This window comes from Gordonia rhizosphera NBRC 16068 (assembly GCF_000298195.1).
Taxonomy (GTDB): Bacteria; Actinomycetota; Actinomycetes; order Mycobacteriales; family Mycobacteriaceae; genus Gordonia; species Gordonia rhizosphera.
In genome coordinates, this window is sequence record NZ_BAHC01000169.1 from 1 (window position 1) to 11,787 (window position 11,787).

The 11,787-nt window shown below is 64.7% G+C and carries 12 protein-coding genes and 1 pseudogene; 8 read left to right on the plus strand and 5 right to left on the minus strand.

All coding sequences use genetic code 11. From position 1 onward, the window contains the following. Positions 1–116: 116 nt before the first annotated feature. Positions 117–884, minus strand: coding sequence for an SDR family NAD(P)-dependent oxidoreductase (locus GORHZ_RS20730; RefSeq protein WP_006336505.1), 768 nt, complete (start codon positions 882–884; stop codon positions 117–119). Positions 885–1,109: 225 nt separating this feature from the next. Here GORHZ_RS20730 and GORHZ_RS20735 point away from each other — a divergent pair, with 225 nt between their 5' ends. Next, positions 1,110–2,282: a thiolase family protein gene (locus GORHZ_RS20735; RefSeq protein ID WP_006336506.1), complete on the plus strand. Its 1,173-nt coding sequence runs from the start codon at positions 1,110–1,112 to the stop codon at positions 2,280–2,282. Positions 2,283–2,322: 40 nt separating this feature from the next. Continuing rightward, a complete protein-coding gene (locus GORHZ_RS20740) occupies positions 2,323–3,087 on the plus strand; it encodes a crotonase/enoyl-CoA hydratase family protein (protein ID WP_006336508.1) in 765 nt (254 codons plus the stop codon). 166 nt (positions 3,088–3,253) lie between these two features. Here GORHZ_RS20740 and GORHZ_RS20745 read toward each other — a convergent pair whose 3' ends face one another. Continuing rightward, positions 3,254–4,027 (minus strand): SDR family oxidoreductase, encoded by a 774-nt coding sequence (locus GORHZ_RS20745; protein WP_006336510.1) that lies wholly within the window; start codon positions 4,025–4,027, stop codon positions 3,254–3,256. Between the two features lie 129 nt (positions 4,028–4,156). Between GORHZ_RS20745 and GORHZ_RS20750 the strand changes: the two genes are divergently transcribed. The 4 genes and pseudogenes from GORHZ_RS20750 (at position 4,157) to GORHZ_RS31425 (ending at position 6,951) form a co-directional block, all read left to right on the plus strand. Next, positions 4,157–5,098, plus strand: a complete 942-nt coding sequence (locus GORHZ_RS20750; protein WP_006336511.1) for an enoyl-CoA hydratase — start codon at positions 4,157–4,159, stop codon at positions 5,096–5,098. Positions 5,099–5,178: 80 nt separating this feature from the next. Further along, the gene (locus GORHZ_RS20755; protein WP_006336512.1) at positions 5,179–6,327 is read left to right on the plus strand and encodes an acyl-CoA dehydrogenase family protein; all 1,149 of its coding nucleotides are present in this window, start codon (positions 5,179–5,181) and stop codon (positions 6,325–6,327) included. 56 nt (positions 6,328–6,383) lie between these two features. Further along, positions 6,384–6,611: pseudogene (locus tag GORHZ_RS32285) on the plus strand (hypothetical protein); the annotation flags it as partial. 61 nt (positions 6,612–6,672) lie between these two features. Next, positions 6,673–6,951 (plus strand): SDR family oxidoreductase, encoded by a 279-nt coding sequence (locus GORHZ_RS31425; protein WP_006336524.1) that lies wholly within the window; start codon positions 6,673–6,675, stop codon positions 6,949–6,951. 28 nt (positions 6,952–6,979) lie between these two features. On the opposite strand, the gene GORHZ_RS20765 is transcribed toward GORHZ_RS31425, so the two are convergent. The 3 genes from GORHZ_RS20765 to GORHZ_RS20775 form a co-directional block, all read right to left on the minus strand. Further along, positions 6,980–7,672 (minus strand): SDR family NAD(P)-dependent oxidoreductase, encoded by a 693-nt coding sequence (locus GORHZ_RS20765; protein WP_006336526.1) that lies wholly within the window; start codon positions 7,670–7,672, stop codon positions 6,980–6,982. Positions 7,673–7,742: 70 nt separating this feature from the next. Next, positions 7,743–8,087, minus strand: a complete 345-nt coding sequence (locus GORHZ_RS31795) for a PaaI family thioesterase (RefSeq protein ID WP_245551481.1) — start codon at positions 8,085–8,087, stop codon at positions 7,743–7,745. Positions 8,088–8,449: 362 nt separating this feature from the next. Next, positions 8,450–9,547 (minus strand): amidohydrolase family protein, encoded by a 1,098-nt coding sequence (locus GORHZ_RS20775; protein WP_006336528.1) that lies wholly within the window; start codon positions 9,545–9,547, stop codon positions 8,450–8,452. Positions 9,548–9,679: 132 nt separating this feature from the next. On the opposite strand from GORHZ_RS20775, the gene GORHZ_RS29640 reads away from it, so the two are divergent. After that, on the plus strand, positions 9,680–11,026 hold the full coding sequence (locus GORHZ_RS29640; RefSeq protein WP_006336529.1) for an acyl-CoA dehydrogenase family protein: 1,347 nt from the start codon (positions 9,680–9,682) through the stop codon (positions 11,024–11,026). A gap of 80 nt (positions 11,027–11,106) precedes the next feature. Beyond that, entirely contained in the window at positions 11,107–11,772 is a 666-nt protein-coding gene (locus GORHZ_RS20785) for a TetR/AcrR family transcriptional regulator (RefSeq protein ID WP_083877386.1), read from the plus strand. Positions 11,773–11,787 lie beyond the last annotated feature (15 nt).

Sequence of the window (11,787 nt, forward strand, 5' to 3'; positions counted from 1 at the left end):
CCCACTGTCCGGGCCGACCCTTTCCGCTCGTCGCAGACCGCGGAATAGTTCGTGATTATAGATCAGCCATACTCATAAGAAGATCTAGACCATTCGGAACCTTCAACCGCATCTCCTCAGTACCTCATGTGGATGCCCGCCGCGACGTTGACGATCTCTCCGGTGATGGAGGCCGCACGATCGGAGATCAGGAACGCGCCCGCCTCGACGATGTCGGTCACGTTGGCCAGGCGCCCGAGTGGCGACTTCGGGAGCTCGCTCTCTTTCAGCTCGGGGTGTAGGGCATCGACGAATCGCGTTCCGGTGACGACACCCATCGAGAGCGTGTTCGCGCGGATCCCGTACGGCCCACCCTCGTGGGCGCAGCTACGGGTCAAGACGTTGAGGCCACCCTTGGATACCGCGTAGGGAGCCTCGATGCCCTCGCCCCCGACGTCGGGGGCATAGGTGGAGATGTTGAGGATGACGCCGGGTACCTTCGCGTCGCGCATCTGGGTCATCGCGAGCTTGGACAGCATCCACGGACCGCTGAGGTTGACCGACAGAACGCGGTCCCAGTCGGCCGGGTCGTAGTCGAAGATCGGACCGAGAACGTTGTAGGCGGCGTTGTTGACCAGGATGGATATCGGACCCATTTCGTTACGGACCCAACTGGCGACCTCGACGATCTGCTCTCGATCACCGACGTCGAGCTGTTTCGCCACTGCCCGACCGCCGTTCACCTCGGCGATGGCCTCCGCCGCGGCCACCACTCGTCGCGGGTGTGAGTCGGTCACGACCACGGTCGCCCCGTCCGCGGCGAGCCGCATCGCCAACGCCTTGCCGATGCCGTCGCCCGCAGCACCGGTGACAAGTGCGATCCGACCGGCCAGTTCGTCTGCCACGCATCCTCCTTAATTAGTTTAATGAATTTACCTATTGGTAGGTTACCACGCGATCCAGCCCCCGGGACGAACGCCGCTCCGGCAACTCGGGCCGACTCACAGCATCACGCGCGATTGACTGTTAATAGTTAATGTATTGTACTTATTGACGTTCTGGTCCACGTCATATGTGTGACCGATGCCGAGCGAATCGGCAGGCAGAACCACCCACAGAAGGAGATAGACATGCGCGACGCCGTGATCGTCGAAGCCGTACGCAGCCCGATCGGCAAGCGGAACGGCTCACTGAAGGGGGTTCACGCCGTCGAACTCTCGGCTCAGATCCTGAACGCGCTGGCCGCCCGCTCAGGTATCGACGTCAACCTCATCGACGACGTGCATTGGGGCAACGTGATCAGCATCGGCGAGCAGTCCGGCAACGTCGGCCGGATGGCGGTCCTGGGTGCCGGCTGGCCCGAGTCGATTCCCGGTTTCACGGTGGACCGCCAATGCGGCTCGTCGCAGCAGGCCATCTCGACGGCTGCGGCGGCGTTGATCTCCGGCCAGGCCGATGTGGTCGTGGCCGGCGGTGTGGAAATGATGTCGAATGTGCCGATGCAGGCCGCGAACGTCGAGGGCACTGGCGAGTTGGGCGGTCCCGCGGTGACCCGGTACGCGGACGAACTCAACCGATTTCCCGGATTCGGTGGCCGATTCAACCAGGGCGCCGGCGCAGAGAAGATCGCCGCCGACTACGGTCTGTCCCGCACCCAACTCGACGAATACTCGGTCGAATCCCACGAACGTGCGGCAGCCGCTCGCGACGCCGGCATGTTCGACGCCGAGATCGCCGCCGTCACGATCGATGACTCCACCTTCACCGCCGACGAGGGCATCAGGCCGGGGTCCACCGTGGACAGGCTCGCCGGCCTCAAGACACCATTCCTCGACGACGGCGTCATCACCGCCGGCAACGCCTCGCAAATCTCCGACGGCGCAGCCGCACTGCTGATGACCACCTCTGAGAAGGCGGCCTCGCTGGGCCTGACCCCGATCGCCCGGGTGCACACCGCCGTCGTCACCGGAGACGATCCGGTCAAGATGCTCACCGGGCCGATCCCGGCGACCGCGCTGGCATTGAAGCGCTCCGGCCTGTCGATCGGGGACATCGATGCCTTCGAGGTGAATGAGGCATTCGCACCGGTACCCCTCGCCTGGCAGATCGAGACCGGTGCAGCAAGCAAGCGACTCAACCCGCTCGGTGGCGCGATCGCACTCGGCCATCCGCTCGGCGCCTCCGGCGCACGACTCGCCGTGACCCTGGTCCACCATCTCACGCACACCGGCGGCCGCTATGGCCTGCAGACAATGTGCGAAGGCGGCGGCACCGCCAACGCCACCATCTACGAAGCGCTCTGAGCAATCGGCAGCGGATCACATCCAGATCAATGGAGAAGACATGACTCAACCCGACGTCCACATCGAGCAGCACGGACGAGTGCTGCAGATCATCATCGACCGTCCCGAGGCGCGCAACGCGATCAACCGGGCGGTCAGCCTCGCACTCGCCGCCGCAATCGACCGGCTCGACGACGATCCAGACCTGTCGGTGGCAGTGATCGGAGGTACGGGCGGATCGTTCAGCGCGGGCATGGATCTGAAGGCCTTCGCGCGCGGCGAAGACATGATGGCCGGTGAGCGCGGCCTAGGTTTCACCGGTAAGCCACCGATCAAGCCGATGATCGCCGCCGTGGAGGGATACGCACTCGGCGGTGGTTGCGAACTCGCTCTCGCGGCCGACATGATCGTCGCCGGGCGCACCGCACGATTCGGCCTCCCCGAGGTCAAGCGCGGGTTGGTGGCGGGTGGTGGCGGGCTCCTTCGTCTACCCCAGCGCATTCCGCGACAATTCGCGATGGAGATGGTGCTCACGGGTATGCATCTCACCGCTGACCGCGCGCACGAACTCGGGCTGGTCAATAGAGTGACCGACGACGGGGAGGCGCTGGCGGGAGCGATGGCACTCGCACAGGAGATCTCCGAAAACGGCCCGCTCGCGATCGCTGCGTCGAAGCGGGTCATCGTCGAGTCGCAGGATTGGTCCACCGAGGTGATGTTCGATGAACAGGCCAAGCTCGTACATCCTGTGTTCACCTCGGCGGATGCACGGGAAGGGGCGCTGGCGTTCGCCGAAAGACGGACTCCGCAGTGGCGCGGCGTTTGACCCCGACGCAAAGGAGGCCCCGCCGGCCGGCGGGGCCTCCTTTGCGTACCCAGACAGATCGGCCGGCGTGACGGCTTGTGAACCGCCACGCCGGCCATCGTCATCGCTGCGACGACCGGGCGCCTCGGAGCAATCGCGCGAGGGTCGCTTCCGGTCGCAGCTCAGCTCATCGGGGACCGAAGCGCTGAGCGCCGTCGAGCCGAAGGACTTCACCGTTCACGTATCCGTTGGTGGCCAGGAACAGGGCGGCATCCGCGAACTCCGCGGGCTCGCCAAGTCGCTTGGGGAACGGCACATTCGCGGTGAACTTGGCGAGGGCGTCATCGCCGACGCTCTCCATGATCGCCGTCCGCATGGTGCCCGGAGCGATCGTGTTGTACCGGATACCGGTGGCGCTCAGGTCACGTGCTGCCGCCAGGGTCAACCCGATCACGCCGGCCTTGGCCGCGGCATAGGCGGCCTGACCGATCTGGCCCTCGTAGCCGGCGATCGACGCCGTTGTGACGATCGCGCCCCGCTCGCCGTTCTCTTGCGGCTCGAGTCCGGCCATGTGCGCGGCCGCCAACCGCGCCACATTGAACGTGCCCGACAAGTACAGATCGAGGGTCTTGGTGAATCCCTCCAGGGTCGCCGGACTCCCGTCGCGCCCGACCATCCGCTCCGCGACTCCCCAACCACCATGCGCGACAACAACTGTGCGCAGGTCACCGAGCCCGGCAGCCGCATCGAGAGCACTCCGCAACTCGGCATCCTCCAGGACGCTGGCGCGGGCATACACGGCCCGACTCCCCAGATCCGCGGCCAGTTTCTCACCACGCTCATCGGCGAGATCGACGATCACCACCGACGCCCCCTCGCGATGAAGCGTGCGCACCGCAGCTTCCCCGAGACCACCGGCACCCCCGGTGACCAGCGCAACCGTTCCGTCGAGCTTGCTCATTTTCATCCTTCCGTCGCACACACTGGATCAATTCGCTAACTAATTGTACTATAACCGTCGTGCGCGTCCGGCGGAACCCCGCCCGCAGGCCGCCGTAGTCCCCGACCTCGAGAAAGGCAGGAACACCCTGTGCCCGAGTACAAATACATCACCGACGAACGCCTCCATGACGGGCGTGTCGCACGAATCAGCCTGAATCGCCCGGAGACACGCAATGCTCAGAACCGCGGCATGCTCGTCGAACTCGACGACGCCTTTCGCCGGGCCGAGCAGGACGACACCGTCGCCGTCATCATCCTCGCCGGCAACGGCAAGAGTTTCTCGGCCGGCCACGACATGGGATCACGGGTGGTCGCCGACGAAGAACTGCCCGGCCCCAACCAGCATCCGACGTTCCAGATCGACGGCGGAACGGCGGCGTCCCACGTCGAGCGCCGGACGCTGCAGGAGTGGCAATACTACTTCGAATGCAACCGTCGATGGCGCGACATCCGGAAGATCACGATCGCGCAGGTCCATGGCAACGTCATCTCGGCGGGCCTCATGCTGATGTGGGCGTGCGATCTGATCGTCGCCGCCGAGAACACGACCTTTGCCGACATCGTTGCCACCCGCTTGGGAATGCCCGGTGTCGAGTACCTCGCGCATCCTTGGGAATTCGGTCCGCGCAAGGCGAAAGAACTTCTGCTCACGGGAGACTCGATCGATGCCGAGGAAGGCTACCGGCTCGGCATGGTGTCGAAGATCTTCCCAGACGACGAACTCGCCGAACGCACACTGGCATTTGCCGAACGCATCGCCCGACGCCCCGCGATGGCTCGCATGCTGGTCAAGGAGTCGATCAATGGTGCGGTGGATGCGATGGGCTTTCAGGAATCCCTCAAACACAGCTTCTATCTCCACCAACTCGGACACGCACACTGGACCGCCATGCACGACGACAAGTTCCCCGCGGCCAAACCCGGACCGGACATCGAGGACTGGCAGACCGCGGGCCCGATACGGCCCAGTCGTCGTGATGATTCGTGCGAGCCGGCCCTGCCACCGACCGAGCACGCTCGCATCGGATAATCCGCTTAATTAGATAGTGTATTGTACTATTTGAATACATTTCAGAACCTTCAGCCACTAGTTCATCGGGAGCCATAGCCATGCAACGCAAGATCTTCGAACCGGAACACGACGAGTTCCGGGCCACCGCTCGAGCCTTCTTCGAGACCGAATGTGTCCCGTACGCCGACGAATGGGAGCAGCGCGGATACGCTGACCGGGAGGCGTGGGTCAAGGCCGGCAAGCTCGGACTGCTCGGCTGGGAGATGCCCGAAGAGTACGGCGGCGCCGACATCCAGGACTTCCGTTTCAACGCCATCCTGAACGAGGAGTACCACGCCAGCGGCGCGGTCGGCATCGGACTCGGCGTGCAGAACGACATTCTGTCGGGCTACTTCCGCGAACTGACCACCGACGAGCAGAAGGCACGGTGGCTGCCCAAGTACATCAGTGGCGACTACATCACCGCGATCGCCATGTCGGAGCCCGGCGCGGGTTCCGATCTGGCCAACGTCAAGACGTCGGCACGACGCGACGGCGACCACTACGTCATCAACGGGTCCAAGACCTTCATCTCCAACGGTATGCTCGCCGATCTCGTTGTCGTCGTGTGCCGCACCGATCCCGATGCCGAGAAGCCTCACAAGGGACTCAGCCTGATCGTGGTCGAAACCGGCACGGAGGGATTCACCCGCGGCCGCAACCTCGACAAGATCGGGCAGAAGGCGGCCGACACTTCTGAACTGTTCTTCGAGAACGTCCGCGTGCCGGTGGAGAATCTCATCGGCGAGGAGAACCGCGGCTTCTACCACCTCATGCGCAATCTCCCAGCCGAACGTCTCGGTATCGCGATCCATGCCGCGGCACAGGCGCGACGCGCGGTCACCCTCGCCACCGACTATGCGCGCGAACGAAAGGCGTTCGGACAGCAGATCGGTACCTTCCAGGTCAATCGACACGCCCTCGCACAGATGCACGTGGAAGCCGACATCATGCAGAACTACATCGACCAGTGCATCATTGCGGTCAATGCCGGCGAACTGACCGCCGAGGAAGCCGCCGGAGCGAAGTGGTGGGCGACCGAAACCCAGTGGCGCATCATCGATCGCTGCCTGCAGATGTACGGCGGATACGGGTATATGAACGAGTACGAGATCGCGCGACTCTGGCGTGACTCGCGTGTGCAGCGCATCTACGGCGGCACCAACGAGATCATGCTCGATCTGATCGGACGCAAGCTCGGATTCTGATCGCCACGCCCGCGGACCCCACGCCCCTGCACGCGGCGTGGGGTCCGTCGGCGCATGTGGGCCGGATAAACCCCACCACACGACCAACACGATCCGATCAGGGCACCGTCGCCGAATTCGGTGGCTTGGACATCTTGGTCAACAATGCAGAGACGTCCACCCGGGGGCTCATCGAGAAAACCGCCCTCAGCGACGTCGTGGCCAACTGGGAGAGCGGCGCGTTGGCCACCTTCTGCACGATGCAGACGGCCCTGCCCCATCTGAAGGACGGCACCGACGCGATCGTCGTCAACTTCGGCTCGAGCACGGCCATCGACGGCGCTTCGGGATTCGGTGCCTACGCCGATGGCGAAGGAGGCCATCCGCGGGCCCAGTCGGGTGGCGGCCCGCGAATGGGGCCGCTACGGGATCCGGGTCAACGTGGTGGTACCCAACGCACTATCCCCCGCGGCCGCCGACTTCCGTACCGCGCAACCGGAACGGTTCGAACGGATGCTGAAGGGGATTCCGTTGGGCCGCGTCGGAGACCCGGAAACTGATATCGGGCGGGCAGTAGTCGCCCTGGCCAGCTCCGATCTGGGGTACATGACCGGGGAGAGCATCATGCTGACCGGCGGAGCGTAACCGGTCGCAACAGCCCTACCCGACCGCGTCACCCCACGCCGGGGACCGGTATCTGTGCACCGGTGATCGCCTGGGAGGCGTCGGACAGCAGAAAGGAGATCGTGTCGGCGATCCGAGCCGGCGTCACCCAACCCTTGCGGGTCGAATCCGGCTGCGCCGCACGGTTCGCCGGAGTGTCGATCACCGACGGGAGGATCGCGTTGGCCCGGATGCCGTCCTGCTGATATTCGACGGCCAGCGCCGACAGGAATGCCCAGACCGCGGCCTTCGATGTGACATAGGCCGCAGCCCCGGAGAACGGAGCGAACGCGGCCTTGGCCGACACGCCCACCACGGACCCGCCGCCAGAAGCGACGATGTGCGGAAGTGCGAAGTGCGACAGCAGGTACAACGGTCGCAAATTCAGTTGGATAAGGCGCTCGAAGTCGCCGACGGGTGTACCGTCGATGCGCTCACCCATCGCGAAACCACCCACCAGATTGACGACCGAGGTCAACGGGGCATCACTACGGGCGGTGGCGACCGAAACCACGTCGCCCACCCGTTGTTCGTCGAACAGGTCGGCCCGGCACAGTTCGACGCGCTCATGGTCGGGCAGCCGGGACAGCTCACGTTCCGCGATCCACGGCACGATCACCCGCCAGCCGTCTGCGACCAGACGTTCGACGACAGCGACTCCGAGACCGCCGCTTCCTCCGGAGACGATCACCGACTGTGTCATCTGAGTACCTCTCTTCAACGGGAGCGCCTGCTCCGAGTTCGATCTATCTGGGCCGCTGTTCGTCATGCGCCTATTGCTCTTCGAGCCAGCGGTAGTGATCGGTGAAATGGTCGGCGGGCCGTTTGACCATCACCGCATCGGCCGAGGCGAGGATCGCGCCCGACGATTTCAATTCCAGTGTTGCGGAGACGAACACCTTGCGACCCTCGCGTGCGGTGATCCACGCACGACCCACGAGATCCCAACCCACCGGGACGGGCTTGACGAACTTGACCGTCAGCGTGCCGGTGACCGCGAGCTCGTTGCGGAGCACCAGCGTGTGCCCCACCAGTTCGTCCATCACCGACGCCGTCCACCCGCCGTGCGCGACATCGGGTCCGCCTTCCTCCTCGGGCGGGCAGACCACCTCGCTCACCACAACGCCATCATCACCGAGTTGTTCGGCGTGGATACCGAACCTGCATCGGTCGATGGCACGGCATCCGTGGCAGAGGCTGACGCCGGTCCGAGATGGTGGGGAGTAGAACGGACTCGATGGATCGGTGCGGTCGATCGAGGCGGTGGGCCGACGATCGCTGGTGCGTTGCCCGTGAGCTGACAATGGTTGATGACCTTGATTCATGTTGGTGGGAAACAACTTTCGAGGATTCGGTGGACTCAGCGGCCCGCCGCCCACCGCGGTGCGTGCAGCCCGGGTACATCTCGTCGGCGGTGCCTCGAGCGGCACCGCTGACGAGATGCGTTCATGTGGCGGTCGGGGTATCGGCGTGACCGCCGTCAGGCAGCCATCGTCGGGAAGAGCTCCTCGAAGGAGCCGCGCAACACACGGTCCCGGATGGCCTGGTCGACACCGTCGAAGATGGTGTGCAAGGTCTCCTGAGTGTGGCCGTACGTCCCTTCGAGATGCGGGTAGTCGTCACCCCACAGGACGTTGTGGTAATCGGTGTCCTGGATGATCTGGACCGCGCTGATGTCATGCTGGAAGGACGCGTAGACCTGTTGGCGAATGATCTCGCTCGGCAGGCGTGACAGGCGCGGCCGAACGAACATGCCGTGCTGTCGGTAGGCCTCGTCCATACGGTCACCGATGGCCGGGACCCACCCCGCACCACCCTCGGCGACAAGCACTTTCAGATCGGGGTGGCGATCGAGCGCCCCACCGGCCACGAGATGGGTGATGACGCGCATGCCGGGATAGGTCGTCTCCATGTAGTTCACCACGGCACCACCCGGTCCGCGGTAGACGACGTTTTCGCCGCCGGTTCCGATGTGGAAGGTCAGCGGCAGCCCGAGTTCCTCGGCGGTTGCCCACAGCGGCTCCCAGATGTCGAGGCCCCACGCCCGGTCGTCATCGATCCCGCAGGGGAAGTACAGTGCCTTGAAACCCATTTCGGCGGCACGCTCAGCCTCGGCGACCGCGTTCTTCACGTCCATCAGCGGCACGATCGCCGGTGCGAAGATCCGATTCTGGACGCCCATGATGTCCTCCATCGCCCAGTCGTTCCATGCCCGGGCAACGGCTTTCTCGAGCTCGGGGTCGCGGATGTTGCACGTCCAGAAGCCCATCGACGGGAAGGCCAGCTGAGATCGCACTCCCTCCTGATCGAGATCCTGGAGTCGGATCTTGAGATCCTTGAAGCCCGGGGGGCGCATCGCATCCATGAAGTCGTTGAGCTGGCGATCGAACTGTTGGCCGTCGATGTAGAGAATCTCGTATTTCTCGCCGCGCTCCGATCGAGGGGCTCGGTCCGCCAAGCGCTTGGGCAGCCGAGAGGTCCACAGATCCTCCGGCTCCATCAGGTGTGAATCGCCCGAATGTGCCCAGATCTTCTCGTCCTCGACGTGGGTGCGTTCGGCAGGCATCGCCTTCGTCATGGTGTGTCCTCCTCGATTGGTGACGGGATTCGATTCGTCGACCGGGTAGTGGCCCGCACGACATACTTTACACTGTAACGTATTACCGGCATCATATTAACCACAACCTTTTCGACCTGCCCGGGAGGCATCGTGGAACCGAGAACCGACGCACCGATACTCGACGCGGCCGAGCGCACCGAACTCGTCGACGGCCTGAATGCCGAGACCTTGTCGGCTTTGATGCGTTCGACCTGGACCTGGGATGACCGCGCCCTGCGACGGCAGCTCAGCGAGGTGCTGGTCGGCCTGACCGCGGTTCGCGAGTTGCGACGCGGAAACATCGACTGTTCACCGCATGTGGTGAACGCGGCGGAGGCCCGGGTCCTGGCCGGCGCAGGCGAGTTCATCACGGATGTCCTGGGCCCACGATTGCTCGCGGAGACCGGAAATCCGTTCCGTGAGAGCCTGTTGCCTCTCACCGCGGCGACCGCCGAACTGACCGCAGACGCCGACCGGGAGCTCGATCGACTCGCGGTCGACATCACCGGTCATGTGATCGAGCGGAACGAGGACCTCGCGACGATCGTTCCCGAGGAACAGTGGAAGACCACGGCCTTCGAGGGGGCGGTAGGAGCTGCCAAGGTCGCCTATTCGGCTGGTTTCACCCTCAGCGACACCGAGTACTTCGCGGCGGCCGGCCTCGGTGCTCAGGCGCTGGCGACCGCCACCTCGCCCACCGATGACTCGGTCGACGTGCGGCACTGCACCCTCGCCGCCGCCGAGACGACCGGGTCGTGGGATCCGGCGCTCGTGAAGACGCGTGCCGTCCCCACCGCCGACGGCTGGAGCATCACCGGCGAGAAGTGGTACGTACCCGGTGCCGAGGACGCTGACACGATACTGGTGATCGCCCGCACGACGGGCGGTCCCTCGCTCTACCGGGTGGACCGGGCGGCCGCGGGGCTCACGGTCGAAACGCTGCCGACCCTGGATGAGTCGCGGCCATTGGCACGTATCACCTTCACCGGCACCCCGGCCACCGCGATCGGGAGGGAAGGCGCCGGCGGCCGCATCATGAATCGGACCGTCGACAAGGCCACCACCGTACTCGCCGGAGAACAGATGGGAATGGTGGATCGCGCCCTGAAGACGCTGTGCGCACTGCCCCCGTCGTGCAGTGATGGCGATGCGTGGCGACGCTTCACCCGCGATGTCGCCGAACTCGAACTGCTGCGTCAGTATGCGACGGCACTCTGGTATCGGGCCGTCAAATACGACAGTAGTGACAACCTCGATGCTGCGGCGGTCGCCGCGGCCATGGCGCACGTCGGGTGCTCGGCGGCTGTGCGCAAGGTGGCGCTGCGCATCAACACTGTGGTGGGGGACCTCGACGGCGCGTTCGTGAACACACTGCGAGTTCGGGCGCGCGCCACCGATCTGCTGATGGGCGGCCCCGCACTGGCACACGAGCGCCTACTGGAGCGATTGGGCATCTGAGACCGGTGGTGTCGCTTGTCTCGCTGATCGTGCCGGGCCGGAGCGCCCCGGCACGATCAGGAGATGAGTACACTGCCGCTGTGACTGCACGTGACCAGCGAGAGGTCGCCGAGCACCCTTCCCCGCCCCGCCGCACCAAGGGCCGTCCGCCGACGCTCAGTGAAGACCAGATCGTCGACGCAGCCCTGGCAGTCATCCGCAGTGAAGGTCTCGACGCGTTGTCGATGCGCCGGCTCTCCCGCGAGCTCGGCCGCTCACAGATGGCCGTGTACTCCTACGTTGCCGACAAACAAGCACTGCTCGACCTCGTCGCACGTCGCACGCTGGCCGGCGTCGAGGTTCCCGAAGAGGGTGCCTGGGACGTTCGCCTCCGTGGGTTGATCGACAACATCGACCGTCGGCTACGTCAGCAGCCCGGGATCGCGGGGCTGCTCCTGCAGCGCATGCTGCATTCCGACCAGCACATCATGGACGCGATGATGGAGATCATGCACAGCGCAGGACTGCCCGAACGGCAGGTGGTCTTGGCCTACGCCATGATCCACACTTACCTGTTCGGGCGTTACCAGGTCACGCTCGCGCCGGTGGAGAACAGCGACAACCAGTTGCCACCGACTCTGGCCAAGGTGACCACGCACCTCGACGAGCTCCATGGGGCCGACTACTACAACTTCGGGATCGACACCCTCATCGACGGACTGCGGGCCAGGATCGAGGCTGCTCGCACCGATCCCGGTCCGCAGTGACCGTTCTATGACTCG

Bases quoted from the DNA above. Each gene is read 5' to 3' on its own strand.
- GORHZ_RS20735 (WP_006336506.1), top strand. From the start codon at position 1,110: ATGCGCGACGCCGTGATCGTCGAAGCCGTACGCAGCCCGATCGGCAAG.
- GORHZ_RS20740 (WP_006336508.1), top strand. From the start codon at position 2,323: ATGACTCAACCCGACGTCCACATCGAGCAGCACGGACGAGTGCTGCAG.
- GORHZ_RS20745 (WP_006336510.1), bottom strand. From the start codon at position 4,027: ATGAGCAAGCTCGACGGAACGGTTGCGCTGGTCACCGGGGGTGCCGGT.
- GORHZ_RS20755 (WP_006336512.1), top strand. From the start codon at position 5,179: ATGCAACGCAAGATCTTCGAACCGGAACACGACGAGTTCCGGGCCACC.
- GORHZ_RS31425 (WP_006336524.1), top strand. From the start codon at position 6,673: ATGGCGAAGGAGGCCATCCGCGGGCCCAGTCGGGTGGCGGCCCGCGAA.
- GORHZ_RS20765 (WP_006336526.1), bottom strand. From the start codon at position 7,672: ATGACACAGTCGGTGATCGTCTCCGGAGGAAGCGGCGGTCTCGGAGTC.
- GORHZ_RS20775 (WP_006336528.1), bottom strand. From the start codon at position 9,547: ATGACGAAGGCGATGCCTGCCGAACGCACCCACGTCGAGGACGAGAAG.